The sequence below is a fragment of the Promicromonospora noduliphila genome, assembly GCF_056951025.1.
Genome location: NZ_CM167806.1, coordinates 82,726 through 109,115 on the forward strand (window position 1 = coordinate 82,726; position 26,390 = coordinate 109,115).

A 26,390-nucleotide genomic window follows, 5' to 3' on the forward strand; every position below is an offset into this window, starting at 1 on the left:
ATGGCCGTCGCCGATCTGGTTTCCGTCCGCCGGGCGAACGCGCTGCAGGCCCGCGCGGAGAACCGGACCCTCACCAAGCTGACGATCGGGCCCTCGCCGTGGGCGCGCGTCGGCGCGCTGGCCGCGCTCGTCGTGCTGGCAGCGATCTGGCTGCTCCCCCTGGCCTGGGGCGCCGCCACGAGCTTCAAGCACGAGGCCGAGGCCGCGCTGCCGGCGTCGTGGTGGCCCGAGACCGGATGGACGCTCGATGCCTACCAGCAGGTGCTGAGCAACAGCGACCTGCTCACCTGGATGTGGAACAGCCTCGTGGTCGCCGTGCTGGTGACCGTCCTGACCGTGCTGATCTCCGCGATGGCCGCGTTCGCGTTCTCGCAGACCCTGTTCAAGGGCCGCGGCGTGCTCCAGTGGCTCACCATCGCGGCGATCATGATGCCCGGCCAGATCCTCATCGTGCCGCTGTTCCGGCAGATGCAGGTGATGGGGCTCGTGGACACGTTCGCGGGCGTCGTGCTGCCGCAGGTCGTGGCCCCCGTGATGGTGTTCATCCTCAAGCGGTTCTTCGACGCCATCCCGCAGGAGCTGCTCGACGCCGCGCGGATCGACGGCGCGGGACCGTGGCGGCTGTTCTGGACCATCGTCATGCCGCTGTCGCGGTCGATCCTCGTGGCCGTCGCGATCTTCGTGTTCATCGGCGCGTGGAACAACTTCCTGTGGCCGTTCATCGTCACGACCGACCCGCAGTTCATGACGCTCCCGGTGGGCCTGTCCACGGTGAAGAACGCCTACGGCGTGCAGTACGCACAGAACATGGCCTCCGCGATGATCGCCGCGTTGCCGCTGCTCGTGGTGTTCATGCTGTTCCAGCGCCGCATCGTGCAGGGCGTCGCCACCACGGGCATGGGCGGCCAGTAGGACACAATCGGGTGTGGCCACTCCGACCCCGCACCCCTCACAGCGCCCGCACCTCGCCGCGGTGGTGGAGGACCGCCTCTACGCCGCGGCGGGGTGGGTGCTCGGCCGCCTCGGCTGGCAGCCCCGCCTGGAGGCCTACACCGGCTACGGCACGCCCGAGCGGGTGCGCGTGCTTGCGCGCGTGCTGCTCGCACCGCGCGGGCACGCCGGTCCCGAACGGGAGCGGGCCCGCATCGCCAGGCGCGGGTTCCGCCACTTCCTGACCGTCCCTGCGCCCCACCAGCCCGTCCGGCTGCGGGTGGGGGACAGCACCTCGGAGGTCGTGAGCGACCGCGCGGGCTACGTCGACGTCGAGCTGCCGACCGCCGCCCCGCTGGCCGCAGGGATCCACGCGGCCGTACTGGTGTGCCCGGACGCCGCCGAGCCGGTCGAGGTCGAGGCGGCCATCCTGGTGCTCGACGACGACACGCGGTTCGGCGTGGTCAGCGACATGGACGACACGACCATGGTGACGGCGGTGCCGCGCCCGCTGCTCGCCGCCTGGAACACGTTCGTGCGGCACTCCAGTGCGCGGCGGGCGGTACCGGGCATGCCCGAGCTGTACCGCTCGCTCCAGCGCGCCCACCCGGACGCCGCCTTCTTCTATCTCTCGACCGGCGCCTGGAACACTGCCGGCACGCTGCGCGCGTTCCTCTCCCGGCACGCCTACCCGCCGGGCCCGCTGCTGCTCACCGACTGGGGGCCCACGCTCACCGGGTGGTTCCGCAGCGGCCGCGCGCACAAGGAGGCCAGCCTGGAGCTCCTGATGTCGTGGTTCCCGCAGGTGCGCTGGGTGCTCATCGGCGACGACGGCCAGCACGACGTCGCGATCTACCAGGAGGTGGCCCGACGCCGGCCCGAGCGCGTGCGGGCCGTGGCGATCCGCCAGCTCACGGGCGGGCAGCAGGTGCTCGCCGGGAACGCGCCGCACGCCGGGAACGGTTCGCACGTCGGGAACGGTTCGCACGCCGGGGACGGCGCGCACCCCGGGGAGGTCGGCCCCGACGTCGCGCCGGTGCCGACCGTCGCCGGCCGGGACGGGGACGAGCTGGCCCGTCAGCTCGCCGGGGTGCCGGGGATACTCGCCGACTGACCGCCCTCACCCATGTGGCCCGGCGTCGAACCGAAGGTTGCGAGTCCATCGAGCCGTCTTTTGACTCGTAGCCTTCGGTTGAACGGCCATCGGCACACGGAGGTTGCGGTTCGGCGACCTTCCCGGGTTCCGGCTAGGTCGACCCGGTACAGCTACGCCGTGACCAGGTAGTCGTCGGCGTCGTCGTCCCAGGCCAGGGAGACGGCGCCGGCGGTCTCCGCCGCCTTCGCGAACTGCAGGAAGCCGCGGAAGCCGAGCGCCTTCTCCGAGAAGTCCGGACGCTTCTTGCGCACGGCGTTCTTCAGGCCGGACAGGGCCGCCGAGCCGTTCGCCTCCTGCACCACCGTGCGCAGCAGCACGAACGCGGCGGAGGTGTCGCCCTGCTCCGGCAGGGACACCTCCGGGTCGCCCGCCGACGGGCCCGGTGCCAGCTCCACGAACCCGCGGTCCGCGAGGAACCGCAGGAACTCGCCGAACGTGCGGAACCCGTAGTCCGACTCGCTGAACGTCGGGTCCTTGCGCAGCAGCGTCCGCTTGAGGGCCGACGCCGTCACGGCGCCGCTCGTGGAGGACTGCAGGTCGGCGAGGGTCTGCGCCACGCGCACCTCCATGGGGGTGTCGCTCGACTCCGGCGCCTCCTCCTGCTCGCTCACGTCGGCGTCCGGCGCGATCTCCGGCTCGGCCTCGGGCGCCGCCTCGACGGGCGGCGGCGCGGGCTCGGCCTTCCTGCGGCGCCGGGTCGCGGGCTTGGCCTCGGGCTCCGCCGGAGCCTCGGGCGCCGTCGCCTCGGCGACCGCCTCCGCCACGGCCTCTGCGGCCTTGGCGCGGCGCGACGTCGTGGGTGCCTGTTGCGCGGTGGCGGGCTCCGGCGCCGTCCGGCGGGTGCGGGCGCTGCGCTTCGGCGCGGGGGCGCCCTGGTCCTCCTCCGGCACCTCGACGCCTTCGAGGCGGTCGTAGAACAGGAACTCGTCGCACGCGGCGGGCAGCAGCCGCGACGTCGACTTCTCGACGCCGACACCGATGACGCGCTTGTTCAGCTCGCGCAGCTTGTGCACGAGCGGGGAGAAGTCGCTGTCGCCCGTGCACATGACGAACGTGGAGATGTAGTCGCGCTCGAAGGCCATCTCGATGGCGTCGACCACCATCTTGATGTCGGCGGCGTTCTTGCGGGAGGCGCCCATCCGCTGCGTCATCTCGATCAGCTCGACCTGGTGCCTGGTCAGCATGCGCCGGTCCTCGTCGAAGTACGACCAGTCGGCGTAGGCCCGGCGCGCGACCACCCGCCCGCGGACGGCGAGGGCGTCGGCGACGGGGCCGAAGTCGAACTGCATCCCGCCCAGGTGCTCCCGGGCGCCCAGCGCCAGGTTCTCGTAGTCGATGAAGACGGCAAGGCGCTCTTCGAGGTCCATGCCCGCCACCCTATGGGTTTTCCGTATCGCGGGATCCGCGGCGGGGGAGAAAGGGTGAAATCCGCGGCGCCGGCCCGGGCTTTCCCTGATCGAAGGCCGCACGTTGCCTAGGATCGAGGCATGGCCGAGGCAACCGCCGGATACGACGACCCGATCTCCACCCGGAATCGGATCATCGCCGCTGCCGCGCGTCTGACCTGTGCCGACGGCTGGTCGAAGGTCACGATGGGCCGCCTGGCGACCGAGGCGGGCGTCAGCAGGCAGACGATCTACAACGCGGTCGGCAGCCGCGAGGACCTGGCCGAGGCGATGGTGCTCACCGAGTCGGCCAAGTTCATCTTCAAGATCGTCGAGGGCTTCGAGAGCCACCCCGACGACCTGATGTCCGCCATCCACGCCGCCCTCGAGAACACCCTGGTGTTCGCGGAGGGGAACGCGCTGCTGCGCGCCGTGGTCTCGGCGACGCACGGCGCGGACACCGAGCTGCTGCCCCTGCTCACCACGCACTCCGAGTCGCTGCTCGGCACCGTCAAGGTGGTGGTGCAGGACCGGGTGGACCAGTACGACGTCGACCTGGAGCCGGAGCGGATCTCCGCGGTCATCGACTTCGTCGTGCGGTCGGCGCTGAGCCACGTCATGCAGCCGTCGGCGACGCCGCGCGAGACGGCCGACTCGATGACGTGGCTCGTGGCGCGCGTCCTGGGCCGCAGGGACGAGCGCGTCGGCGTCTGACGCCGCGTTCGGCGCCGGCCGCGCGTCCGGCGCCCACCCACCCCCGCCGTCCTCGATCCGAGCGGTTGACGCGCCGCGACGGCGGAGGAGGATCGAGACATGCGAATCGGCACCCACTTCATGCGCTACGACTCGATGGAGCCCGCCCGGATGCGGACCGAGCTGGCGGACGCCGCCCGGTACGCGGACGACGGCGGTGTCTCCTGGGTCTCCGTGATGGACCACTACTTCCAGATGGAGCACCAGGGCTTCCCGGCGTCGGACCCGATGCTGGAGGCATACACGACCCTCGGCTACCTGGCGGGGGTGACCGAGAAGGTGCAGCTCGGTGCGCTGGTCACGGGCGTGACCTACCGCCACCCGGGTCTGCTGGCGAAGATCGTCGCGTCCCTCGACGTGGTCTCGGGCGGGCGGGCCACCTACGGCATCGGTGCCGCCTGGTACCACAAGGAGCACCTGGCGTTCGGCGTGCCGTTCCCGCCGGTCAGGGAGCGCTTCGAGATGCTGGAGGAGACGGTCCGGATCGCCCGCCAGATGTACGACCCGGACGAGAACGGCCCGTTCGAGGGCAAGCACTTCCAGCTCGCCGAGACGCTGTGCTCGCCGCTGCCGCTGTCGGGCCCGGAGATCATGATCGGCGGGTCGGGGGAGCGGAAGACCCTCCGGCTGGTGGCGCAGTACGCCGACGCGTGCAACCTGTTCGCCGAGACCCCGGAGCGGCTCCGCCACCTGCTGGACGTCCTGCACCGGCACTGCGCCGACGTCGGCCGGGACCCCGCCGAGATCCGCGTCACGATGCTGCACCGCGGGGCGCCGATCGGTCCTGGCGACACGGCGGACTTCGTCAGGGAGATGCGCGGCTTCGCGGGCCACGGCGTGGACACGGTCATCCTGCGCCCACCGGCTACATCGCTCGCCGAGTGGGTGCGCGACGCCGTGGTCCCGGTGGTCGAGCCGTGCGCCGAGCTGTGACGTCCGCGGCGCTCAGCCGGCCGTCCCCGAGCGGGCCGCTCCCGTCTCCGCCGTCCGGGCGGCCCTGAGCACGACCGGGCACGTCGCCAGGTGGTCGTCGACCAGGCCGCACGCCTGCATGGCGGCGTACGCCGTCGTGGGGCCGATGAACCGGAAGCCCTCCTTCTTCAGCGCCTTGCTCATCGCCTTCGACTCGGCGGTCCAGGCCGGCACGTCCGCGAAGGTGGCCGCGCGCTCGCGCTCGGCCGGCTCGGGGGCGAAGGACCAGAACAGCTCGTCGAGCGTGCGGCCCGACTCGTGCAGCGCGACCACCGCCCGCGCGTTGTCGATGGTGGCCTCGATCTTCATGCGGTTGCGGATGATGCGGGCGTCGGTGAGCAGGCGCTCGACGTCCGCGGACCCGAAGGCCGCCACCTGCTCCGGGTCGAAGCCGGCGAAGGCCTCCCGGAACGCGGGCCGTTTGCGCAGCACGGTGATCCAGGAGAGGCCGGACTGGAAGCCCTCGAGCGCTATGCGTTCGAGCAGCGCGTGCTCGCCATGCACGGGCACGCCCCACTCGGTGTCGTGGTACGTCTCGTAGAGCGGGTCGCCGTCGCCGAAGCAGCGCAGGGCGGTGCCGGGCTCGGGTGTGGTGTCGGTCAGGGGGTCGCTTGTCACGGCACCACTCTGACGCACGCCACTGACACTCCGCGCCGTCGGGCCGCCCGCCTGTGCACGACGTCCGAAAACCGCTGCCTGTGGTCGCGCCAGGATCGTTGCGGCGCCGTGGGTGGGGGCTCACGGCCCGCCGTCGTGCGCGGGGCTCACGGCCCGCCGTCGTGCGCGGGCTCACGACCCGTCGTCGGGCAGCGCGCCGCGGCGCCGCAGGTACGCCTCGACCCCGTCGAGCACCACGCCGATCCCGAAGTTGATGTCGTCGTCCACGGCCTCGGTGCTCGCCGGCCCCTGCCACGTCGCGAACGACTCGAACAGGTGCGGGTAGGCCGTCGGCTCGGCGAACCGGGCGAGGATGGTCTCGAAGTCGACCCAGGGGTTGGCCGCCTCGATCGCTGCGGGGTCGAGCTCGGACTCGGGCGTCGAGCTCGGCAGTCCGGCGTCGCGCCGCACCTGCTGGACCGCCGCGCGCCGGGACTCGACCTGGACCCTGGCCTCGCCGAGGACGTGCTGCGCGAGCAGGCCGATGACGGCGAGCTTCTCGTCGGCGGGCAGGTCGACCAGGCGCATGACCTTGAACGCCTGGTCCATCCAGCGCACCCGGTTCGGCCCGGGCAGGGCCGCGGACAGCGGCAGCTCCAGCATCCACGGCCGGGCCAGCCCCATGTCGATCTGGGCCCGCGTCCACAGCTCCAGCCCGGCGCGCCACCCGGCGTCGTCCGGGATCTCGGGCATGTCGGCCGCCACGGCGTCCGACATCAGGACCAGCAGCTCTTCCTTGCCGGACACGTGCCGGTACAGGGCCATGGGGGTGTACCCGAGCGCCTCGGCGACGCGCGCCATCGAGACCGCGGCGAGGCCCTCGGCGTCGGCAAGGTCCATGGCCGCGCGCACGATCCGTGCCGTGGACAGCGCGGGCTTGGGCCCGCGCCGCCGCGGCGCGACCGCCCCCCACAGACGCTGCACGGTGGCGGGCAGCTCACCCGCGGCCCCTGGGTCCTGCGGTTGCTCGGCCGGTTCGGGCGTCGTGTCGGTGCTCATCGACACCCATCCTGCCCTGCTCCGCGCCGCGACCCGGTCCGAAACTCTCTTGACCCCATACTGTTTACGCTCCACACTGAAACGAGTACGGCATACACAGTAAGTGATCCGAGAGAGGAAGACCATGGCTGCGATCGTCACGGCCGAAGGCCTGCGCAAGTCCTTCGGGAGGCGGGGCTCTGCGAGTCCGCCCGTGCTGGACGGGCTCGACCTGGAGCTCGAAGAGGGAGCGGTGCTCGCCCTGCTCGGGCCCAACGGAGCGGGCAAGACCACCACCGTCCGGATCCTGTCCACCCTGCTGCGGCCCGACGCCGGACGCGCGACGGTCGGCGGGTTCGACGTGGTGCGCGACGCGCGGCGGGTCCGCGAGATCATCAGCCTCACGGGGCAGCAGGTCGCGGTCGACGACAAGCAGTCGGGAGCCGAGAACCTCACGATGATGGGCCACCTCGCCCACCTCCCGCGGCGCGTGATCCGCGAACGTGTGGCGGAGCTGCTCACCGCGTTCGACCTGGCCGACGCCGCGAGCCGCCGCGTGGGCACCTGGTCGGGCGGCATGCGCCGCCGCCTCGACCTCGCGGCGGGCCTGCTGACCAGGCCACGGGTCATGTTCCTCGACGAGCCCACCACGGGCCTCGACCCGCGGTCGCGCCAGGCGCTGTGGGACGTCGTCCGAGCGGTGGTCTCAGACGGCACCACCGTCCTCCTGACCACCCAGTACCTGGAGGAGGCCGACCGGCTCGCCCAGCGGGTCGCCCTGGTGGACGGCGGCCGCATCGTCGCCGACGACACCCCGGCCCGGCTCAAGCGCGAGGTGGGTGAGGCGGGCGTCGAGCTCACCTTCGCCACCCCGTCCGACGCCGCCCTGGTCGCCCCCGCGCTCGCTGTCGCCACGACCGACGGCGCGCGGGTGCGCGTGCCCACCGACGGCTCGGTGGCCCACGTGCGGTCCGTGCTGTCCGTGGTCGAGGCCGCCGGCGTGGTACCGGAGCACTGGGAGGTGCGCGCGCCCAGCCTCGACGACGTCTTCCTCGCCCTGACCGGGCACGTCGGCCAGGAGCGCCCGGCCCGGACGACGGGGGTGGCGGCATGACGCACCTGCTGAGCGACGTCTCGACCATGACGACCCGCGGCCTGCGCCTCGTCTCGCGGGACCTGGACGCGATGATCACGGCGGTCGTGCTGCCCGTCGTCATCCTGCTGATGTTCGTCCTCGTGTTCGGCGGGGCGGTCGACATCGGCACGGACTACATCAACTACGTGACGCCGGGCGTGATCCTGCTGGCGGCCGGGTTCGGCGCGGCCAACACGGCGCTCGCGGTGGAGCACGACATGTCGAGCGGCATGGTCGAGCGGCTCCGGTCGATGCCCATGAACGCCTGGACCGTGCTGTCCGGACACGTGGTGGCGAGCCTCGTGAAGAACCTGGCCACCACCGCGATCGTGTTCGGGGTGTCGATCCTGATGGGCTTCCGGCCCGAGGCGTCGGCCCTGGAGTGGCTCGGGGCCGTCGGGATGATCCTGCTGTTCGTCGGCTGGATCACCTGGCTCGCCACCTTCGTGGGCGTCCTGGTCCGGTCGCCCGACGCCGCGGGCGGCTTCTCCTTCTTCGTGATGTTCCTGCCGTACGTGTCGAGCGCGTTCGTGCCCGTGGACACGCTGCCGGGCTGGATGCGCGGATTCGCGGAGCACCAGCCGGTCACCCCGGTGATCGAGACGGTGCGCGGGCTGCTCTCGGGCGGCACAGCGGGCGTGGCCGATCCCGCGGGAACCGCCGCGCTCGCCGTCGCCTGGTGCCTCGGGCTCGGCGTGGTCTTCGCGGTGGCAGCGGGGGTGGCGTTCCGCGCCCGGCGCTGAGCCGGACCGGGGCATCGGACGCCGAGCCCGGCGGGCGCGCGCCCGCCGGGCTCGGCGAATGTCAGTGGTCGGCGACACACTGTCCCCATGGCACAGACGACTGGTGAACCGGCCGGCGGTACGGCGGAGCTCGAGCAGAAGCGGATCCTGAAGCAGTACCTCCAGGAGACCCGAGAGGCCCTCGTGTGGAAGCTCGAGGGCCTCACCGAGAAGCAGGCGCGCTGGCCCCTCGTCCCCTCGGGCAACAACCTGCTGGGCATCGTGAAGCACTGTGCCAACATCGAGCTCGGCTACCTCGGCGCATGCTTCGGGCGCGAGTGGCCGAACCCGGCGGAGGTCGTCTCCGAGGAGGACTGGGAGAAGGACCCGCAGGCCGACTGGTACGCGACGGCGGACGAGTCGGTCGCCTCGGTCGTGGACCTCTACCGGCGGGCCTGGGCGTTCTGCGACGAGACCATCGACACGCTCCCGCTGGACACCGTCGGGCGGGTCCCGTGGTGGAAGTCCGGCGAGGTCACCCTGTTCCGCCTCATCGTGCACGTGACCGACGAGACCGCCCGGCACGCCGGCCACGCGGACATCCTCCGCGAGCTGACTGACGAGTCGGTGGGTCTGCGCGCCGACAACACCAACATCCCGGACTGGCAGGAGGGCGAGGCCGCGGCGTACGTCGACAAGCTCAAGAACCTCGCTGAGCAGGCAGGCGACTAGCGTCCTCGGCCGAGATTCGCCAAACTGCGGGCCATGCCCCTTGCCGCTGAACCGCCCACTCCCTCCGGGCCGCCGGCCGAGCCGTCCGGCGACGCCGCGCAGGCTCCGTCGTCGTCCCGTGCGACGTCCGAGGTGTCACTCGGGAGAACCGACGTGCCCTCGTCCGGCAGGGGGAACGGGCGGTCCGACCGAGGTTCCATGCGGCCGCTGTTCATGTTCCTCATCGTCGCGGCCGTCGCGCTGGTCGGCAGCATCGTGTTCGCCCTGGTCCGCATCGGGGGCGAACGCGAGCTGGAGCAGCTCACGGACGCGCGCGCCGACGTCGTGCTCGCGGTGGACGAGGGCCGCACGGCCCAGGAGGGCCTGGCCGAGCAGATCGCGGCGGCGGAGAAGGCCCTCGCGGCCTCCGAGGGCAAGGTGACCGACGACGCCGTCCGCGCCGAGCTGGCCGGACACGTCGCCGCGGCGCGGAAGCTCGGCGCCATGGAACCGCCGCCGGTCCCCGAGGCGGGCGCCAACGGGCTCGACGCTCCCGAGGACATCGACGCCCTGGAGGCGCAGGCGACCGAGTGGGCGATCACCATGCGCACCACCTCGACCACGCTCGTCTCGGCGACCGAGGACGTGCAGGCCTCGTACCGCCAGTGGCAGCAGGAGCGCAAGGACGCCCAGGCCAAGGCCCGTGCCGAGGCGGAACGGCAGCGGAAGGCGGCGGCCGAGCTGAAGACGGCGCAGGCGACCCTCACGAAGGTGACGGCACAGCTCAAGATCTCCGTGCGCGACGCCAGGTACACGCTGGACTGGACTGCCGAGGCCGGCGCCCCGGCCGCCGTCCGCAAGGCTCTCTCGACGCGCCGCGCCGCGGGCGAGGCGGAGCTCGCCGCCGGCGTGAACACCAGCAACCTGAACTCCGTGAAGGTGCTCGGCCAGCGGCGCGAGGCCGCGCGAGTGGCGATCGAGGCGGCCGCCTGGGACGCGCGCGCCACGGTCGCGGACGGCACCAACGGCCGGCTCGCCCTGGACGACCTGTGCAAGGTGGGCGTCGGGCCGGAGGGGCAGGACCAGTACCTGCGCTGCGACGCCGCCGAGGACTGGCGCAAGCTGGCCGCCGGGTTCGAGGCGAGGTTCGGCAAGCCGCTGCGCGTCGAGTACGGCTACCGGCCCTACGACTGGCAGCTCCAGGCGCTCGACGAGTTCGGCAGCGGGCAGGTCGCCGCGCCCGGGACGTCCAACCACGGCTGGGCGCTCGCGGTGGACGTCCCGGTCGACGACGGCTTCCGGTTCGGCCAGCCCGAGTACGAGTGGCTCGCGGCCAACGGGCCGAAGGTCGGCTGGGAGCACCCGCACTGGGCACGGCAGGGTGGCGGACGCGAGGAGCCGTGGCACTTCGAGTACACGAGATAATGGGGCGTGCGGTGCCCCCACTACGACGCTGACCGCTGCCGCTCCTGCACCCTGCTGGAGATCGACTACCCCACCCAGGTGCTCGACAAGGAGCGGCACGTTGCCACGCTTCTTCCGAGCGCGGTCCAGTGGCTCCCCGCGGTCACCAGCGTGGAGTCCGGGTTCCGGAACAAGGCGAAGATGGTGGTCAGCGGCACGGTGGCCGAGCCGGTGCTCGGCATCCTCGACCGGGCGGGCCACGGGATCGACCTGACGGACTGCGGCCTCTACCCTGACGCGCTGCAGTCGTCCTTCGCGCCCTTGGCGGCGTTCGTCACGCGGGCGAACCTCGAGCCGTACCAGGTGGCGGGCACCGGCAAGCGGGTGCAGCAGCGCGGCGAGCTCAAGTACCTCCTGGTCACCCTCTCGCCCGGCGGCGAGCTCATGGTCCGGTTCGTGCTGCGCTCCCAGGAGGCGATTGCGCGGATCCGCAAGCACCTGGGCTGGCTGCGGGCCGAGCTGCCGGCCCTCGCCGTCGCGTCGGCGAACATCCAGCCCGCGCACGCCGCCGTGCTGGAGGGGGACCTGGAGATCCCGTTCACCGAGCGCACCACGCTCCCGATGCGCATCGACGACATCACGCTGGACCTGCGCCCGCAGAGCTTCTTCCAGACCAACACCGCCGTCGCCACCGAGCTCTACCGGCAGGCCCGTACGTGGGTCGACGAGCTGAGCCCGCGCAGCGTGTGGGACCTGTACTGCGGGGTGGGCGGGTTCGCGCTGCACTGCGCGGCCCCCGGGCGGGCCGTCACGGGCATCGAGATCAGCGCAGAGGCCGTCGCCGCGGCGACGGCCACGGTCGAGCGGCTGCGCGACGGCGGCGAGGCCGACCGCTTCCGGGACGTGACGTTCGCGGCGGGCGACGCGACGGCGTTCGCCGTCGGACCGGACGACACCGGACCGGACGCCGCCGCGCTACCCGAGATGGTGATCGTGAACCCTCCCCGCCGGGGCATCGGCGGGGACCTCGCGCACTGGCTGGAGGGCTCGGGGATCGACCACGTCCTGTACTCGAGCTGCAACGCGACGACGCTCGCCAAGGACCTCGCCGCCATGCCCTCGCTGCGCCCAGTGCGGGCGCGCCTGCTCGACATGTTCCCGCAGACCGCGCACTACGAGGTGCTGGTCCTCCTCGAACGCTCCTGATCCGCGGGTGCGCTCGCTCCCGTCGCGGCCGGCGTGCCTGTCCTTCTTGCCTTGCCCCGGCGGTGTGTCCTGCTCCGCCTGGCCGGGCGGCGTCTTGTGGTCCTTGTCCTTGCCGGGTGGTGTGGGCCTCTTTTTGTGGGCAGGCGGCTCGTCCTTGTCGGCTTGGCCCGGCGGCGTCCTGTCCTTCTTGCCCTGACCCGGTGGCGTGTCCTTGGCGTGGCCGGGTGGTGTGTCTTTCTTGGCGTGGCCCGGCGGCGTCTCCTTCTTCGCCTGCCCCGGAGGTGTGTCCTTCTTGGCCTGGCCCGGCGGTACGCCGTCCTTCTTGGCCTGGCCGGGCGGTACCGTGTCCTTCTTCTCCTGCCCGGGCGGCACCCCGTCCTTCTTCGCGAGGCCCGGTGGTGTGCCGTCCTTCGTGGTCTGCCCGGGCGGCGTCCCGTTCGTCGTCGCCAGGCCGGGCGGCACGCCGTCCTTTGTGGCCAGGCCCGGTGGGGTGCCCTTCTTCTTCGCGAGTCCGGGCGGCGTGCCGTGCTTCGCGCCGGAGCCGCGCGGTGCCAGGACCGAGTCGGGAAGGTTCGTCGGGTCCTCGCTCCGCGAGGTCGGCGTGACCTGCCGGACGACGGCCTCCGCGTCGTCGGACCTCGAGACGGAGACGACCTCGTTCTCGAGGAACGGCGGCGTGGCACCTGCATCGCCCGCGACCCCGGTCGTGACGGCGGTGGTGACGAGCAGGCTGCTGGCGACGGTGGCGGTCAGGCCGATCGGGTCGGTCAGCACGCCGCGCACGGTCAGGACGGCGCGCGTTCCCAGGGTGGCGAGCCAGCCGGCGCCGATGCTCGTCACGGTGGCGGCACCCGTCGCTGCCGCAGTCGTGGCCGCCGCACCTGTGGCTGCCGCACCCGCCGCACCGCCGGCCACCGCCGTGCCCGTCTCGGCAGTGGTCGCGGCGCCGAGCAGCAGGAAGGGGGCGACGCCGCGCAGCATCCAGTAGGACTCCCGGACATCGACGAACGCCCGCATGCAGTCGGCGCACTGGACCATGTGGTCCTCGACCTCCTGCCGGTGGTGCGGCAGGAGCCGGTTGCGCACGAAGTCGTGCAGGGCGGCCCGGGCGGGCGCACACTCGGGGTCGGCCGTGCCGTCCGCGTCCGTCTCGGTGAAGCTGCTCGCGAGCCGGTTCTCGGCCCTGCGCAGGCGCCGCTTGGCGGCGTAGGGCAGCACGCCGATCTCGTCGGCGATCGCGCTGATGGGACGGGACCCCACGTGGTGGTCCCAGAGGAGCTGCTGCTCACCGGCCGGCAGCCGGTCCATCACGGCGCTCAGCACCTCGGGGTCGAGGGCGCGCGGAGTCGGCGCGGTGACCGCTTCGGTGTCCGTGGTCCGGTCGACGGGTTCGGCCTGGTCCCGTGCCATCCGCAGCGCCGCCTCCAGCGACGCGGCGCTCCAGAACGCGAGGGGGTCGTACAGCCGGCCCTGCTTCATGAGCTCCGCGCACAGCAGCTCGAAGCCGCGGTTGGTGGCGAGCTCGGGGTCGACGCCGGGAACGCGCCGGGACACCGCGAAGACCACCGTGCGGCGGTGCGCCGCCCACTGGCCGGGGTCCGCGCCGGTCACGGTCACGCTACCCCCTCCCGCACGCGACAGGCGCCGCGTGCTGTCACGTTGCACGAAACTCTGGGCGTGAATGCTCGCAAAGAATGCAGGCGCATGGAAGATGCCGACGTGGTGACATCCCGATCTTGGGCTCTCGCCCAGGGACGCTGTGCGTCGGCACAGGGGTGAGAAGGCACAGGCCTGGTAGCGGCCCGCCCTGCTGTCAGTTGTCGGCCGCCGACCCGGCGTCGTCGGCCGTGCCCGAGAACGTGCCGAAGATCAGCGCCCAGAGCTCGTCCAGCGTGGTGGTCACCAGATCGATACCGGGCAGGTCGGAGAGACCGAGGCTGGCGAGCAGATCCTCGATCGAGGTGCCGAGGCCCGGTGGGTCGGTGGGAACCTCCGGGGGCTCCGGCGGTTCCGTCGGCGGGTCCACGGGATCCTCCGGCCCCGGGTTCCCCGGCGGGTCGGTGGGCTCTCCCGGATCCGGTTCGTCCGGGCCACCGCCCGGTGCCGGGTCGGGAGTGGGGTTGGGGCCTGGGTCCGTCGTGGGCGGCTCGGGAGCCTCGTCCGGCTCGGCCGGTGCGTCGGGCTCGCTCTCCGTCTCGGGGGCCGGCTGGGCTACGACCGGAGGCTGGTCCGCGGCCGGGGCCCCGTCCTCCTTGGGCGTCGTCGCGGGGCGCGGCTGAGGGTCGTTGGGCGGGATCGAGGGTGGCCGCTCCTCGGTCGCGGGCTGCTCGGAGTCGGGTCCGGCCCCGGCGTCGCCGCCACCACCACCCCCGCCGCCGGCACCTTCGCCGCCGCCACCGGCACCGGCGGCCCCGCCGTCCTGGCTGGCCTGGACCGGAGGATCGTCGAGCTGGTTGATGATGAGGGCCGCGGCGCTGCCGCCGATGGCCAGGGCGGCCAGCACGCCGGCCGCCACCGCGGTCTCCTTCTTTCCGAACGACCGCGGCTTACCCCCGCTGGCAGCGCCGGCGGCCCCGCTGGCCGCCCCGCCGACGGCGCCGGTGATGGTGCCGCCGGCGATGAGGTGCTGGCCCAGGTCGCGCAGCATCCAGGACACTTCGCGCACGTCGATGAACGCGCGGGTGCATTCGGCGCAGCCGTCCATGTGGACTTCCAGGCTGCGCTGCCTTCTGGGCAGGAGGCGGCCTTTGAGGTAGTCGTGCATGGCGGCGCGGGTGGTGCGGCATTCGGGTTGGTTGACCGCGTGGGCGTGGGCGGCGGCGAACGCCCCGGCGAGGCGTTCCTCGGCGCGGCGTAGCCGCATGGTGACCGCGTGGGGGCGTACGCCGAGGCGGGTGGCGATGTCGGTCACGGCGTGGTCGTGGACGTGCCGGTCGAGCAGGAGCTGCCGGTCGGGTTCGGCAAGATCCGCCAGGGCGGTGCGCAGCATGGACACGTCGGCCTGGCGTTCGGTGTCGAGTTCGGCGCCGGGGGCGGGTGGGGTCAGGCCGTCCAGGGTGTCGTCCTCGACGGGCCGGGCGCGGCCGGCTTCGCGGGTCATGGTGATGGCTTCGTTGACCGCGGCCCGCCGCCAGTACGGGGCGGGTTCGGTGATGGTGCCGCCGGTGGAGACGATGCGGACCATTTTCTCCAGGGCGCGGCTGGTGGCTTCTTCGGCGTCGATGCCGGGCACGCGTGCCTGGACGGACCGCACGACATTCGGGCGATGCACCACCCAATCGTCAATCCGCAGGTCACCGGTCGTCGTCACGCGAACCTGCCCCTCTCTGCGCATAGTGTCCGGGTTTGACTCGCTGGGCAATAATCGCACCACCGGTCCGTGTTTGCGCAACTCTCTGTCGTGATCAGATGTCGAGGCGGCGCCGCTGGGGGGCGCGGCCGTCAGCGTCTTCTCGGTCGTGGGCCTGGTCAAGCGCCTGGCCGTGGGCTCGGTCGTGTCCATGAAGTGCTCACCTCCGGGTCGTCGCGAACGTGGTCGAGACTGCGTCGAGGCCCTGTGGTCCGGTCGTCGCGTGGATGACCGCGAGCGCTACCTCGCAGGTGGCGGCGATCAGGTCGCTCGCCCCCCACGCATCCGCGAGGCGGTAGAGGTTGACGGCGTCTCCCTCCGCGTACGCGCGCAAGTACTGGGCGCCCAGACGAACAAGTTCGGGGTGCTCGGTGTGTTCCATGCAGCCCAGACGCACGAGTCACCCGGATGTCACAGCACTTCTGGAAGTTTCTTCGAATTCTCCCGGGACGTCCGGTTCGCGCCCCAAGGTGCGCCAGGCAGATGCCCGGGGCACCGTTCGGCGCGCGCCGGACGGCGTCGTCCGGTAGGCCTGTGACGTAGGCCACATGCAGTTGCATCGAGAGTGCTGTGACTTCCGGGACGCATCCGCGTCAAAGGTGCGACGCGGACGAAGTTCGGACCACGCTGGGGGCGGGCCGAGCTCCGGTGCGTCGGACGGGAGCCGTGGTTCGGCGTGCGCTGGTCGCGCCGGGCCACGCGCTCCCGCCCTTGGCACGAACGCCGGCTCGGGCCTCGCTGGCGGCGGACCGAGCCGGCGCTCGTGCCTCAGAACGCTCGGGACGACGCACGCTCAGGACGACGCACGCTCAGGACGACAGGCGTCCCGCCTAACTTCCTTTACCCCGCTCGGCCGGTAGCCGTACCGTTGAGGCATGCGCAGAACACGCTCGCTGCTTAGCTAGCCGCACCGGACCAGCCCTCGATCGGGCACACCCGGTGCGGCCGCCCCTCCGTGCGAGGGGCTTTTTTGTGCCCGGACCCGATCGACGTACCGGAGAGCGAGAGCCATGAGCGAGCAGCGCACCACCCCACAGCCCGGCGGCGACCCCGCCGCGGACCGCCTGTTCGAGGCGGCCGACGACGGCGCCCGTCCCCGGCGCTACCTGCTGACGATGTTCCCGTACCCCTCGGGCGACCTGCACATGGGCCACGCCGAGGTGTTCGCCATCACCGATGTCCTGGCGCGGTTCTGGCGCGCCAAGGGCTTCGACGTGCTCAACCCGGTCGGCTGGGACTCGTTCGGCCTGCCGGCGGAGAACGCGGCGATCCGCCGTGGCGAGCATCCCGCCGTCTTCACGGAGGCGAACATCGCGACCCAGGCCGCATCGATCCGGCGCTACGGCGTCTCGTTCGACTGGTCGCGGCGCCTGCACACCCACGAGCCCGAGTACTACCGCTGGACCCAGTGGCTGTTCGCCCGCCTACACGAGCGCGGCCTGGCCTACCGGGCGGCGGCCGAGGTGAACTGGTGCCCGAAGGACCGCACGGTCCTGGCCAACGAGCAGGTGGTGGACGGCGCGTGCGAGCGCTGCGGCACCGCCGTCGTCACCCGCAGCCTGACGCAGTGGTTCTTCCGGATCACCGCCTACGCGGACCGCCTGCTGGACGACATGACGCTGCTGGAGCCGGGCTGGCCCGCGCACGTGCTGACGATGCAGCGGAACTGGATCGGGCGGTCCGGCCCGCAGGACGGCGTCCCGTCCGACGGCCCGCGGGACGGCGTCCCGGCCGGCGGCCGGCAGGGCGCAGGGAGCACCTACCGCCTGCACGACTGGCTGATCTCCCGGCAGCGCTACTGGGGCGCGCCGATCCCCGTGGTGCACTGCCCGCAGTGCGGCGAGGTGGTGGTGCCGGACGACGAGCTGCCGGTCGAGCTGCCGCACCTGGCGGGCGACGAGCTACTGCCGCGGTCCGCGACGTCGTCGGACGCCGAGGCCGTTTCCCCGCTGGCGGGCGCCCGCGACTGGGTGGTGACCACCTGCCCGCGGTGCGGCGGTCCGGCCGAGCGCGACACGGACACGATGGACACGTTCGTCGACTCGTCCTGGTACTTCCTGCGCTACCTGTCGCCCGGGTACGACGGCGGCCCGTTCCGTCCGGAGGACGCCGCCCGCTGGATGCCCGCCGCGCTCTACGTCGGCGGGGTCGAGCACGCGACGATGCACCTGCTGTACGCGCGGTTCATCACCAAGGTGCTGTACGACATGGGCCTGGTGCCCTCGCCCGAGCCGTACGCCCGCCTGCTGAACCAGGGCCAGGTGGTCAACCACGGCAGGGCGATGAGCAAGTCGCTGGGCAACGGCGTGGACCTGGCGGCCGAGCTGGACCGGCACGGGGTCGACGCCGTCCGGCTGGCGATGCTGTTCGCGGGGCCGCCGGAGGACGACGTCGACTGGGCGGACGTCTCGCCCGAGGCGATGCGGAAGTTCCTGGTCCGGGTGCTGCGGCTGGTCCTGGCCGGCGGGCCGCCCCCGGCGGCAGGCGACGACGGACCGGACGCCCTGCGCCGCACGGTCCACCGCACCGTGCACGACGTCGACGGGCTGGTCGAGGCCGGGCGGTTCAACGTCGCCGTCGCGCGGCTGATGGAGCTGGTGGGCGAGGTGCGGCGGGCGTCGTCGGGCGGCCGAGCCGGAGGCGACGAGACCTGGCGCGAGGCCGTCGAGGCCGTCGCCGTGCTGCTGAGCCTGTTCGCCCCGCACACCGCGCAGGAGCTGTGGGAGCGGCTGGGCCGGACGACGCCGGTCGCGGCGCAGCCGTGGCCCGCCGTCGACCCGGCGCTGCTGGTGACCACGGAGGTCGAGGCGGTGGTCCAGGTGGACGGCAAGGTCCGGGACCGGCTGCCGGTGCCCCCCGATGTGGCGCCGGCGGAGCTGGAACGGCTGGCGCTGGCCCGGCCGGCCGTCGCGCGTACCGTGGGTGACCGGACGGTGCGGCGGGTCGTCGTGCGCCCGCCGCACCTGGTCGCCGTCGTGCTCGGTTAGCGGTCAGACGGGGGCGCTGTCGTCCGCGTCGAGCTTCGCGCGCAGGGCGCGGAGCTCGACGAGGATCTCGCGGTTCTGCGCGGCCAGGTCGTCGAGGCGCTGGTCCTTCTGCGCGTCGTCCTTGCGCTCCTCCTCGGAGATCTCCTCCATGCCGTTCACGATGACGGCGATGAACAGGTTCAGCACCGCGAAGGAGACCACCAGGATGTAGAGCACGAAGAAGATCCACGCCGAGGGGTGGGTCTCCATCACCGCGCGGGCGATGTCGGGCCACGCCTCGCCGGTCATGGCCTGGAACAGCGTGAACAGCGACGTCCCGAGGTGGCCGAAGTACTCGGGCGCCGCCTCGCCGAACAGCCCGGTGGCGATGACCGCTGCCACGTACATGACCAGGACCAGCAGGGCACCCACGGCGCCCATGCCCGGCACCGCCCGCAGCAGGCCGTCCACGACGCGGCGCAGCGACGGCACCACGGTGATCACGCGCAGCACGCGGAGCACCCGCAGGGCGCGCAGGGCGGACAGCGACTCGCTCGCCGGGAGGAACGCGACGCTCACGACGAGGAGGTCGAACACCGCCCACGGGTCGGTGAAGAACCGCCAGCCGTAGGCGTACAACCGCAGGAGCAGCTCGAGCACGAAGAAGCCGAGCATGATGTGGTCCAGCGTCTCCAGGACTTCCAGAGCGCGGCCGTCCACCATGGTCTCCGCGCCCAGGACCAGGGCGTTCGCCAGGATCACGGTGAGCACGACGTTGGTGAACCACTTGCGGCCGAGGAGATCGCCGACGCGCTCCCGTGCGGTCCGTGGCTCGGCCCGGGTGCCGGTGGCCTGGTTCATCGTGTCTCCTTCACTCTTTCGTGCCCGGGGCCCTCGCCCCGGTCCTGCGTCGGGCCCCTCGCCCCGGCGAACTGTAGCGCGGCGGTGTTAGGCCGGTTCGCTGGGCGCAATGTCCCGATATGGGGCTGATCGGCGGGTCCGGTGGCAAGTCGGATAAAACAGTGCTGAGGTAGAGGCAAGCAAGCCATACCACTCTGGAGGAAAAACCATGGGCTTCTGGGCCTTTCTCATCCTCGGACTGATCGCCGGCGTGATCGCACGCATCGTCATCCCGGGCAAGCAGCCGGGTGGTTTCTGGGTCACCCTGCTCCTCGGCGTGCTCGGCGCCATGCTCGGCGGCTGGCTGGGTGGACTCATCTTCAACATCAGCTTCAGCGAGTTCTGGTCCTGGTCGACCTGGCTCTTCGCGGTGATCGGCGCGATCATCGTGATCCTCATCGCGCAGGCCATCTTCGGTCGCAGGAACGCTTGATCGCAGCAGCCCGCGGCCGCGCCCTCACCGCCGTCGTCCTGACGTCGGTGATCGGCGCGGCCGCGGTCGCCTGCACGGGCGGCGCCGCGGCGCCGTCGTCCACCCTGGGTCCCGTGCCGGACGGCGTGGCCGCCCGCCTCAGCGTCGAGGTGGGGCAGGGGCGCACGCAGTACGCCGACCGGGAGATCCTGCTCTCGGTCACCAACGACTCCGACGAGACGATGACGCTCCTGGCCGGGGCCCTGCACGCCGACGGCTTCGGGCCGTCGCACCCTACGAGGGAGGGGCGCACCATCGCCCTGCGCCCCGGCACGACGCGTGACGTCTACGTCGGGCTGGGCGAGGCGGAGTGCGCGGGCTACCGGGCGGGACCGGGCGAGCCCGTGCCGGACCCCGCGCCGTCGGCCACGATCACGCTGGCGCTCGGCGAGTACGAGGACCTGGGCCCGGCCACCGACGTCGTGGTCGACGACGTCGGCGATCCCGCCGGACACCTCGCCCGCAACCATGCGGTGGACTGCGCCCAGGCCGCCGTGGCGGCGGGTGCGGACCTCGCCGTCGACGCGGACGTGCCCGTCGAGCGGCGCGACGGCGAGTGGGCCGCCCTGGTCACGATGCGGATCGAGCCGGTGGCGGGCGGTCCGGAGGTCACCGTCGACCGCATCGGCGGGACCACGCTCCTGAGCAACCCGGGCGGCGGCTCCGGATGGACCGGCCGGGAGCTGTCCGGGCAGGGTTCCGGCCGGCTGGTGCTCCCGGTGGTGCCGGCCCGCTGCGACGCCCATGCCGTGGGCGAGGACAAGCGGGGCACGTTCCTGCCCGTGTACGCGAGCGTCGACGGGGAGCCGCAGCACGTCGTCTACGTGCCGATGCCTGACGCCGCCCGCGCCGACCTGTTCGCCTTCATCGCGGACTACTGCGCCTGGCCGGAGTGACGGCGCACCTCCGGCTCAGGCTCTGCTGGTTGTCGGCTGAGCCTGCGGTTCCGCTCGGGGCGGGTGCCGGCCCCCACCCTTCGCCGCACCTCCGGCTCAGCCGATGATCGGCGCGCTCTCCGGGAGCCGGTACAGGCGCCGTCGCGCGCGGAGGGCCAGCGCGGTGCCGAGGGTGATCGGGCCGAGCCGCCCGATGAACATCAGCACCACGAGCACGAGCTGGTGGTACCAGGCCAGGGACGCCGTGATCCCGGTGGACAGGCCGGTGGTGCTGAACGCTGAGGTCACCTCGAAGAGGATCTGGTCCACCGTGAACGGCGAGAGCGCCGTCATCCACAGGGTGGGGAGCACCACGATCGCCACGGCCAGCAGGGCGAGGGTGAGCGCCTGGCGCTGCGTGGCGGGCGAGATGCGCCGGTCGAAGACGGTGGCGTCCGGGTCGCCCCGCAGTTCCGACCAGATCACCACGGCGAGCACGGCGAACGTGGTGACCTTGATGCCGCCGGCGGTGCCCGCCGACCCGCCGCCGATGAACATCAGGATGACCGTGCCGAGCCAGGTCTCGGTGTGCATGTCGCCCGTGCTCACGGAGTTGAACCCCGCCGTGCGCGCCTGGACGGACTGCGTGAACGACGCCAGGACCCGGCCGCCCGTGTCGAGCGTGCCCATGGTGGCCGCGTTGTCCCACTCCGTCAGCAGGAAGAAGCCGGTACCGCCCACCAGCAGCAGGGCCGTCATGAGCAGCGTGATCTTGGTGTGGACGCTCCAGCGCCCCGGACGGCGCCGCTCGCGCAGCACCTCCAGGACGACGGGCAGGCCCAGTCCGCCCAGGATCGTGGCGACGCAGATCGGCACGCAGATCCACGGGTCGGCCACGAAGTCGATCAGCGACAGCGAGAACAGGGCGAAGCCCGCGTTGTTGTAGCCGGAGACCGAGTGGAACACGCCGTGCCAGAGCGCCTGGCCGAGAGGCTGGTCGTAGGCGACGGCGAAGCGCGCCGCGAGCACGAGGGCCACGACCGCCTCGACGACCAGCGCGAGGATGACCACCCGGACCAGCATCCGGCGCACGTCGCCGAGGCCCACGGTGCGGGTCGACGCCGCGGCGACCAGCCGGGTGCTCAGGTCCAGGCGCCGGCTGACCAGCACCCCCAGCAGCGACGCGACCGTCATCACGCCGAGGCCGCCGAGCTGAATGAGCACCAGGATCACGGCCTCGCCGAACCCCGACCAGAAGACCGGCGTGTCGGTGACGATCAGCCCCGTCACGCAGACGGCCGACGTCGCGGTGAACAGGGCCTCCATGAACGTGGCCGGCTCGCCGGACGCCGCGACGGGCAGCAGCAGGAGCACGGTTCCCACGGCTATCGCGCCGAGGAAGCCCACGATCACGAGCTGACCCGGCCGCCTTCCCAGGGCCGCGCCGCGGCCCTGCTCCCGGCCCACGGGGCTGCTGAACCGCATCTGGTAGTCCTTCGTTCATCCGGCGCCGAACTGCCTCGCGCTGCCTCGCGGACGCCGTCCGGACGTCCGACGGTCACCGTAGCCCGTCGGCGGGTGCGGGCACGCGAGAGGCGCCGCTTCCGGCGTCGGGCGGGACCCGATGCGGAGGCGGCGCCTCTCGATGCTCTGCTGGCGCAGAGCGCGGCCTTGCTTGCGGCGAGCGCGACGTGCGGTAGGTGCGTCAGGCGACGCGGATGAACGTCGGGCTGCTCTGCCACATCTCGGTGTAGCGCACCGGCATGCCGGCGGCCCACGCCTCGATGATCATGCCGTCGCCCGCGTAGAGGGCCACGTGGCCCGGCGTCCAGACGATGTCTCCGGGCTCGGGGTAGGTGACCTGGTAGCCGGAGCCGAGCAGCGCGCCCGACTGGTGCGGCAGCGAGTAGCCGAGCTGTGCGTACACGTACGAGATGAGGCCGGAGCAGTCGAAGCCGGTGGCCGGCGAGGCGCCGCCCAGCACGTACGTGATGCCGAGGTAGTTGAAGGCGATGTTGACGGCCTGCTGGCCGAGCGGGACGGGGTCCGGCGCGTCGACCGAGACGACGGCGGCGGTCGCCTCGCCCTTCTCGCCGTCGGCACCGGAGCCCGACGAGGCGCCGAGGGCTTCCATCTCGATCGGCATCTTCGCGTCGGCCGGGACGGTCACGGTGGGGGCTGCGGCCACGGCCTGCTTGGCCACCGCGGTGAGGGAGCTGAGGTCGGCCGAGTTGAGCTTCGCGGTCTTGACGTCGGTCTTGAGGTCCATCGCAGGGGCTGCGTGCGCCGTCGTGGCGATGGTCGAGATCAGGACGCCACCCGCTGCTGCGGCGATCGCTCCTCGGCGAGCGACGGTGCCGGCGTTCTCGGTGGCGGTACGGGCAAGGATGGTCAGCGGTGTCATGGCCGGCCGGCTGTCGCGGTGCCGGCCACGGATGGAGTTCGTCACCTAATGTCTCCTGTACCGCCTGCGAGGTCAGCTGTCGGGTTCGGGTAGGAGTACAACCCGGCCGCACGGCTACTGGGGGGTTCCGTCCGGCTTCACCCCGAGGACGACGATCCTGCTGTCGCCCGGAAGTGGGTCCCCCGCTCCTGTCTTGAGCGTCTGGTCATGAACCGGTGACAGGACTCGGCGCCCGGCTCACGACTCCACCGATGCGGTGGAGCAGAAGTCAAAGTACACACCTTCACGGAAAAAGTCACGATCGGGTTACGCATTACGGTCTGACCCAACGAAGATGCAGATTTGCACCGTTCCGGGCGTCAGGGGTTATGACCGACATCACATATCCGCTACCTTCGGCGGCATGGACGACAAGGAGTACCGCGTCTCTGCCTGGTGGGTCGTCCCCATCAGCGCGATCGTCTGGTGGGTCTGCGGGTTCCTGCCCTGGCTGCTGCAGGTGTTGTACCAGGTCACAGGCCTCGCCGAGGCTTCGCCCGCCGCGGCGGGCGGTTTCCTCCCGCTCCCCTTCACGGCCGACGGCGACGTGGTCGGCCTGGTCGTCATGGCCCTGCTCGGCGGCCTCCTGGCGGGCGGCACCGCCCGCATCCCGGCGTCGGCCGGCGCGGGAGCGGGCGCCGCGATCGCCGGAACCCTGCTCGGCATGGCGGCGACGGGCGGCACCTCCTGGTGGCTCGCGGTCCGCGAGACCGGCGACGACGTCGTGCCGCTCGGGATGCTCGTCCTCACCGGTGCCGTGGGGCTCGTCGGGCTCGGTGCCGGGCTCCTGGCGAGCCTCGGTCCGGCGGCGCTGCGCGGCCTCGCGCTCGCCCTGCCCGTCGTCCTCCTCGACGGGTGGTTCTGGGGCCTCGTGCCGGGGAACTCCGTGTCCCCCGCCGGCACCTGGTGGATCTTCGCGGTGGCGCTCGGCATCGCGTTCGGCCTCGCCGTGGACAGCCGGCCGATGGAGCTGCTGGGCTGGCTGCCCACCGCCGGCGTCGTCTGGGCGCTGCAGGCGACCGGGCCGGCGCTGCTCGCCGTGCAGGACGACCTCGGATCGGGGTCGGTGCTCGCCGAGAACCTGTCCTCGGTGGGGCGCATCGTCTGGGACGAGATCTCCGCTGCGGCGATCGTGACGGAGGGGCACCAGCTCGGCGCCTGGGTGGTCGCCCTGCTGCTCGGCGCGGCGATCGCGGCGCTCCGGCTCTCGCGTGAGGCGGCGGACGAGGAGGGCGAGCTCTTCGAGGCGCTGGCCTGATCTCGGGCCTGGCCAGGTCGGTCAGGCCGGGCCACTACTGATTGCGATTGTGTAAATTTCACCCACAACCGCGCATCTACCCTGTTCTACACATGTCCGGTCCCCCTACGTTTAGGTCAGTTCGGGGGCAATCAGCCTCTGTGCGAGCAATGGGGGCATATATGAAGAGAAGGTCACTCGTCGGCGCCGCCACCTCCGCGGCGCTCGCCGTGGCGGTGCTCGTCGCCATGGCACCGGGTGCACAGGCCGCGACCAGCGATCCCCTCCGGGGCAAGCAGTGGGGCCTGGACCAGATCAACGCCGAGGCTGCCTGGTCGGTCAGCACCGGCGAGGGCGCGGTGGTGGCAGTGGTCGACACGGGTGTCGACTTCGACCAGCCCGACCTGGCAGGGCAGCTCCTGCCGGGCGCCACCTTCACCGGCTGCGCGAACGTCCGTCCGTGCGGCAAGGGGGACTTCAGGGGCCCCGACGGCAAGAACAACGGCGACGAGCACGGCACGCACGTGGCGGGCATCGTGGCCGCTGCGGCGAACAACGGCATCGGTGTGGCGGGTGTGGCACCGGACGCCAAGATCCTCCCGGTCAAGGTGCTCGAGGCCGGGTCGGGTTCGTCGCAGGACATCGCGGACGGCATCCGCTGGGCTGCCGACCACGGCGCCGACGTCATCAACCTCTCCCTGGGCTCCGGCCCCGGGGCGCAGTTGCTGACGATCCTCGGCGTCGACTCCCTGATGCGTGACGCCATCGCGTACGCCCGTACCCAGGGCGTGCTCACGGTGGCGGCGGCCGGCAACTCCTCGACCCCGCTCTGCAGCGACCCGGCGTTCACGAGCGTCGCGATCTGCGTGGGGGCCACGGACTCGGCCGGTATCCACTCCTACTACTCGGAGCTGCCGATCAAGCTCGACCTGAAGAGCGTCTCGGCGCCCGGCGGTTCGGGCGGCCTGACCGGCTGCGACGGCGACGTCTGGTCCACGGTTCCCGTGGGTACCGGGTCGGACATCTGCAGCGGGGGCAGCTACGACTCGTACGCGGGCACGTCCATGGCGACGCCGCACGTGGCGGGCGTTGCCGCACTGCTGTTCGCGCAGGGACGTCCGACGGCGGGTGTGGAGAAGGCCATCCTGTACACGGCCAACGACCCGCTGCTGGGCCTGCGGGGGCTGTGGACGCCGCTGTACGGGTACGGCATCGTCGACGCGGCGGCCGCTGTCGCGTACTGACCGGCGGTCCGCTGCCGAGACAGCAGCCGGGCGGGCTGGGACCACGGTCCCGGCCCGCCCGGTCTTGTGTCGGCGGCTCGGTCAGTAGGGGCGGATGTAGACCGCGTAGTCCTGCCACTGCGAGACGTACCGGACGGGGCTGCCGTAGTTCGCGGCCTCGACCACCATGCCGTCGCCGGCGTAGAGGGAGACGTGGCCCTGGGTCCACACGATGTCGCCGGGGATGGGCGACTCGACCTGGTAGCCGGCGCCCACCATGGACGACGACGAGTGCGGCAGGTCGACGCCGAGCTGCGCGTACACGTACTTGATCAGGCCGGAGCAGTCGAAGCCCGTGTCGGGCGAGCTGCCGCCGTAGGCGTAGGCGATGCCGATGTACTGCATGGCGATCGAGATGGCCTGGGCGCCGATCGAGCCGTCGGACGCGTAGTCCGGGGTAGCGGGCTCTGCCTCGTCGGCGACCGCCGTGGCCTCCACCTCCAAGGACCTGGCCGGCTCCACGACGGGCTCCGGCTCCGGAGCGGGGGTGACCTTGACGGCGGCGCTCTCGATCTCGAGCTTCGCGTCGTTCGCCACCTGTACCGCCGGCGCCGCGGGGACCTCCCTGTGGGTCTCCTGCGTCAGTGCCGTCTTGTCGACGGTCGCCAGTCGGTTCGAACCGTCTGCCGCGACCGCGTATGCGCTGGGTGCGAGCGCCGTCGCGAGAAGTCCGGATGATGCCGCGATCAGCGCGCCAGAGCGGGCGGCGGTGCGGGTCACGGTCATGAACGAAGTGCTAGGAGCATGATCGGCGCGGTGTCGAGCGCGCCGGACGGTGGTACTCACCGAAGTTCTCCAGTCGCCGGGTTCGTGGGCCCGTACCGGTCTGGGGAATGGGGCCCGCGGTTGTGCCTCC

23 protein-coding genes and 1 riboswitch are annotated in these 26,390 nt (G+C 72.2%); of the genes, 14 read left to right on the forward strand and 9 right to left on the reverse strand.

Features of this window, described 5'->3' with window-relative positions; translation table 11 throughout:
* Entirely contained in the window at positions 1–912 is a 912-nt protein-coding gene (locus tag AC0QU1_RS00350) for a carbohydrate ABC transporter permease (protein ID WP_483573682.1), read from the forward strand.
* A gap of 13 nt (positions 913–925) precedes the next feature.
* Complete coding sequence (locus AC0QU1_RS00355) at positions 926–2,044, forward strand: App1 family protein phosphatidate phosphatase (RefSeq protein WP_483573683.1); 1,119 nt, start codon at positions 926–928, stop codon at positions 2,042–2,044.
* Positions 2,045–2,196: 152 nt separating this feature from the next.
* On the opposite strand, the gene AC0QU1_RS00360 is transcribed toward AC0QU1_RS00355, so the two are convergent.
* Positions 2,197–3,453, reverse strand: coding sequence for an NYN domain-containing protein (locus AC0QU1_RS00360; RefSeq protein WP_483573684.1), 1,257 nt, complete (start codon positions 3,451–3,453; stop codon positions 2,197–2,199).
* Between the two features lie 120 nt (positions 3,454–3,573).
* Here AC0QU1_RS00360 and AC0QU1_RS00365 point away from each other — a divergent pair, with 120 nt between their 5' ends.
* Positions 3,574–4,185, forward strand: coding sequence for a TetR/AcrR family transcriptional regulator (locus AC0QU1_RS00365; RefSeq protein ID WP_483573685.1), 612 nt, complete (start codon positions 3,574–3,576; stop codon positions 4,183–4,185).
* Positions 4,186–4,284: 99 nt separating this feature from the next.
* Positions 4,285–5,157, forward strand: coding sequence for an LLM class F420-dependent oxidoreductase (locus AC0QU1_RS00370; protein ID WP_483573686.1), 873 nt, complete (start codon positions 4,285–4,287; stop codon positions 5,155–5,157).
* A 12-nt stretch (positions 5,158–5,169) separates the two neighbouring features.
* Here AC0QU1_RS00370 and AC0QU1_RS00375 read toward each other — a convergent pair whose 3' ends face one another.
* Entirely contained in the window at positions 5,170–5,814 is a 645-nt protein-coding gene (locus AC0QU1_RS00375; RefSeq protein ID WP_483573687.1) for a DNA-3-methyladenine glycosylase I, read from the reverse strand.
* A gap of 171 nt (positions 5,815–5,985) precedes the next feature.
* The gene (locus AC0QU1_RS00380; protein WP_483573688.1) at positions 5,986–6,852 is read right to left on the reverse strand and encodes a TetR/AcrR family transcriptional regulator; all 867 of its coding nucleotides are present in this window, start codon (positions 6,850–6,852) and stop codon (positions 5,986–5,988) included.
* A 124-nt stretch (positions 6,853–6,976) separates the two neighbouring features.
* Between AC0QU1_RS00380 and AC0QU1_RS00385 the strand changes: the two genes are divergently transcribed.
* The 5 genes from AC0QU1_RS00385 to rlmC all read left to right on the forward strand — a co-directional run bounded on the left by AC0QU1_RS00385 (position 6,977) and on the right by rlmC (position 12,009).
* Entirely contained in the window at positions 6,977–7,945 is a 969-nt protein-coding gene (locus AC0QU1_RS00385) for an ATP-binding cassette domain-containing protein (RefSeq protein ID WP_483573689.1), read from the forward strand.
* Positions 7,942–8,709 (forward strand): ABC transporter permease, encoded by a 768-nt coding sequence (locus AC0QU1_RS00390; RefSeq protein ID WP_483573690.1) that lies wholly within the window; start codon positions 7,942–7,944, stop codon positions 8,707–8,709. Before AC0QU1_RS00385 ends, AC0QU1_RS00390 begins: the two co-directional genes overlap by 4 nt.
* A gap of 87 nt (positions 8,710–8,796) precedes the next feature.
* Positions 8,797–9,420 carry a DinB family protein gene (locus AC0QU1_RS00395; RefSeq protein ID WP_483573691.1) on the forward strand — a complete coding sequence of 208 codons (624 nt, stop codon included), beginning with the start codon at positions 8,797–8,799 and terminating at the stop codon, positions 9,418–9,420.
* Between the two features lie 198 nt (positions 9,421–9,618).
* Positions 9,619–10,824 carry a M15 family metallopeptidase gene (locus tag AC0QU1_RS00400; protein WP_483573692.1) on the forward strand — a complete coding sequence of 402 codons (1,206 nt, stop codon included), beginning with the start codon at positions 9,619–9,621 and terminating at the stop codon, positions 10,822–10,824.
* A gap of 6 nt (positions 10,825–10,830) precedes the next feature.
* A complete protein-coding gene (rlmC, locus tag AC0QU1_RS00405; protein WP_483573693.1) occupies positions 10,831–12,009 on the forward strand; it encodes a 23S rRNA (uracil(747)-C(5))-methyltransferase RlmC in 1,179 nt (392 codons plus the stop codon).
* Positions 12,010–13,822: 1,813 nt separating this feature from the next.
* On the opposite strand, the gene AC0QU1_RS00410 is transcribed toward rlmC, so the two are convergent.
* The gene (locus AC0QU1_RS00410) at positions 13,823–15,511 is read right to left on the reverse strand and encodes a zf-HC2 domain-containing protein (RefSeq protein ID WP_483573694.1); all 1,689 of its coding nucleotides are present in this window, start codon (positions 15,509–15,511) and stop codon (positions 13,823–13,825) included.
* Positions 15,512–15,518: 7 nt separating this feature from the next.
* Positions 15,519–15,740, reverse strand: coding sequence for a hypothetical protein (locus tag AC0QU1_RS00415; protein WP_483573695.1), 222 nt, complete (start codon positions 15,738–15,740; stop codon positions 15,519–15,521).
* A gap of 628 nt (positions 15,741–16,368) precedes the next feature.
* Here AC0QU1_RS00415 and AC0QU1_RS00420 point away from each other — a divergent pair.
* A complete protein-coding gene (locus tag AC0QU1_RS00420; RefSeq protein ID WP_483573696.1) occupies positions 16,369–18,345 on the forward strand; it encodes a class I tRNA ligase family protein in 1,977 nt (658 codons plus the stop codon).
* Between the two features lie 3 nt (positions 18,346–18,348).
* Here the strand turns inward: AC0QU1_RS00420 and AC0QU1_RS00425 are convergent, their stop codons facing one another.
* Complete coding sequence (locus tag AC0QU1_RS00425; RefSeq protein ID WP_483573697.1) at positions 18,349–19,185, reverse strand: ion transporter; 837 nt, start codon at positions 19,183–19,185, stop codon at positions 18,349–18,351.
* Positions 19,186–19,393: 208 nt separating this feature from the next.
* On the opposite strand from AC0QU1_RS00425, the gene AC0QU1_RS00430 reads away from it, so the two are divergent.
* A complete protein-coding gene (locus tag AC0QU1_RS00430) occupies positions 19,394–19,657 on the forward strand; it encodes a GlsB/YeaQ/YmgE family stress response membrane protein (RefSeq protein WP_483573698.1) in 264 nt (87 codons plus the stop codon).
* Positions 19,654–20,592, forward strand: a complete 939-nt coding sequence (locus AC0QU1_RS00435) for a hypothetical protein (protein WP_483573699.1) — start codon at positions 19,654–19,656, stop codon at positions 20,590–20,592. The genes AC0QU1_RS00430 and AC0QU1_RS00435 overlap by 4 nt, the downstream gene beginning before the upstream one ends.
* Before the next feature lie 96 nt (positions 20,593–20,688).
* Here AC0QU1_RS00435 and AC0QU1_RS00440 read toward each other — a convergent pair whose 3' ends face one another.
* The gene (locus AC0QU1_RS00440; protein WP_483573700.1) at positions 20,689–22,056 is read right to left on the reverse strand and encodes a TrkH family potassium uptake protein; all 1,368 of its coding nucleotides are present in this window, start codon (positions 22,054–22,056) and stop codon (positions 20,689–20,691) included.
* A 220-nt stretch (positions 22,057–22,276) separates the two neighbouring features.
* Positions 22,277–23,020, reverse strand: a complete 744-nt coding sequence (locus tag AC0QU1_RS00445) for a C40 family peptidase (protein WP_483573701.1) — start codon at positions 23,018–23,020, stop codon at positions 22,277–22,279.
* Position 23,021: 1 nt separating this feature from the next.
* Positions 23,022–23,185, reverse strand: a riboswitch (cyclic di-AMP (ydaO/yuaA leader).
* A gap of 193 nt (positions 23,186–23,378) precedes the next feature.
* Here AC0QU1_RS00445 and AC0QU1_RS00450 point away from each other — a divergent pair.
* A complete protein-coding gene (locus tag AC0QU1_RS00450; protein WP_483573702.1) occupies positions 23,379–24,272 on the forward strand; it encodes a hypothetical protein in 894 nt (297 codons plus the stop codon).
* Between the two features lie 161 nt (positions 24,273–24,433).
* Positions 24,434–25,495, forward strand: a complete 1,062-nt coding sequence (locus AC0QU1_RS00455) for a S8 family serine peptidase (protein ID WP_483573703.1) — start codon at positions 24,434–24,436, stop codon at positions 25,493–25,495.
* A gap of 81 nt (positions 25,496–25,576) precedes the next feature.
* On the opposite strand, the gene AC0QU1_RS00460 is transcribed toward AC0QU1_RS00455, so the two are convergent.
* Entirely contained in the window at positions 25,577–26,260 is a 684-nt protein-coding gene (locus AC0QU1_RS00460) for a C40 family peptidase (protein ID WP_483573704.1), read from the reverse strand.
* Positions 26,261–26,390: the final 130 nt, after the last annotated feature.

Bases quoted from the DNA above. Each gene is read 5' to 3' on its own strand.
- AC0QU1_RS00420 (WP_483573696.1), top strand. From the start codon at position 16,369: ATGAGCGAGCAGCGCACCACCCCACAGCCCGGCGGCGACCCCGCCGCG.
- AC0QU1_RS00440 (WP_483573700.1), bottom strand. From the start codon at position 22,056: ATGCGGTTCAGCAGCCCCGTGGGCCGGGAGCAGGGCCGCGGCGCGGCC.
- AC0QU1_RS00455 (WP_483573703.1), top strand. From the start codon at position 24,434: ATGAAGAGAAGGTCACTCGTCGGCGCCGCCACCTCCGCGGCGCTCGCC.
- AC0QU1_RS00385 (WP_483573689.1), top strand. From the start codon at position 6,977: ATGGCTGCGATCGTCACGGCCGAAGGCCTGCGCAAGTCCTTCGGGAGG.
- AC0QU1_RS00450 (WP_483573702.1), top strand. From the start codon at position 23,379: ATGGACGACAAGGAGTACCGCGTCTCTGCCTGGTGGGTCGTCCCCATC.
- AC0QU1_RS00395 (WP_483573691.1), top strand. From the start codon at position 8,797: ATGGCACAGACGACTGGTGAACCGGCCGGCGGTACGGCGGAGCTCGAG.
- AC0QU1_RS00410 (WP_483573694.1), bottom strand. From the start codon at position 15,511: ATGGACACGACCGAGCCCACGGCCAGGCGCTTGACCAGGCCCACGACC.
- AC0QU1_RS00415 (WP_483573695.1), bottom strand. From the start codon at position 15,740: ATGGAACACACCGAGCACCCCGAACTTGTTCGTCTGGGCGCCCAGTAC.
- AC0QU1_RS00430 (WP_483573698.1), top strand. From the start codon at position 19,394: ATGGGCTTCTGGGCCTTTCTCATCCTCGGACTGATCGCCGGCGTGATC.
- AC0QU1_RS00350 (WP_483573682.1), top strand. From the start codon at position 1: ATGGCCGTCGCCGATCTGGTTTCCGTCCGCCGGGCGAACGCGCTGCAG.
- AC0QU1_RS00460 (WP_483573704.1), bottom strand. From the start codon at position 26,260: ATGACCGTGACCCGCACCGCCGCCCGCTCTGGCGCGCTGATCGCGGCA.
- AC0QU1_RS00365 (WP_483573685.1), top strand. From the start codon at position 3,574: ATGGCCGAGGCAACCGCCGGATACGACGACCCGATCTCCACCCGGAAT.
- AC0QU1_RS00400 (WP_483573692.1), top strand. From the start codon at position 9,619: ATGCGGCCGCTGTTCATGTTCCTCATCGTCGCGGCCGTCGCGCTGGTC.
- AC0QU1_RS00390 (WP_483573690.1), top strand. From the start codon at position 7,942: ATGACGCACCTGCTGAGCGACGTCTCGACCATGACGACCCGCGGCCTG.
- AC0QU1_RS00425 (WP_483573697.1), bottom strand. From the start codon at position 19,185: ATGAACCAGGCCACCGGCACCCGGGCCGAGCCACGGACCGCACGGGAG.
- AC0QU1_RS00370 (WP_483573686.1), top strand. From the start codon at position 4,285: ATGCGAATCGGCACCCACTTCATGCGCTACGACTCGATGGAGCCCGCC.
- AC0QU1_RS00380 (WP_483573688.1), bottom strand. From the start codon at position 6,852: ATGAGCACCGACACGACGCCCGAACCGGCCGAGCAACCGCAGGACCCA.
- AC0QU1_RS00360 (WP_483573684.1), bottom strand. From the start codon at position 3,453: ATGGACCTCGAAGAGCGCCTTGCCGTCTTCATCGACTACGAGAACCTG.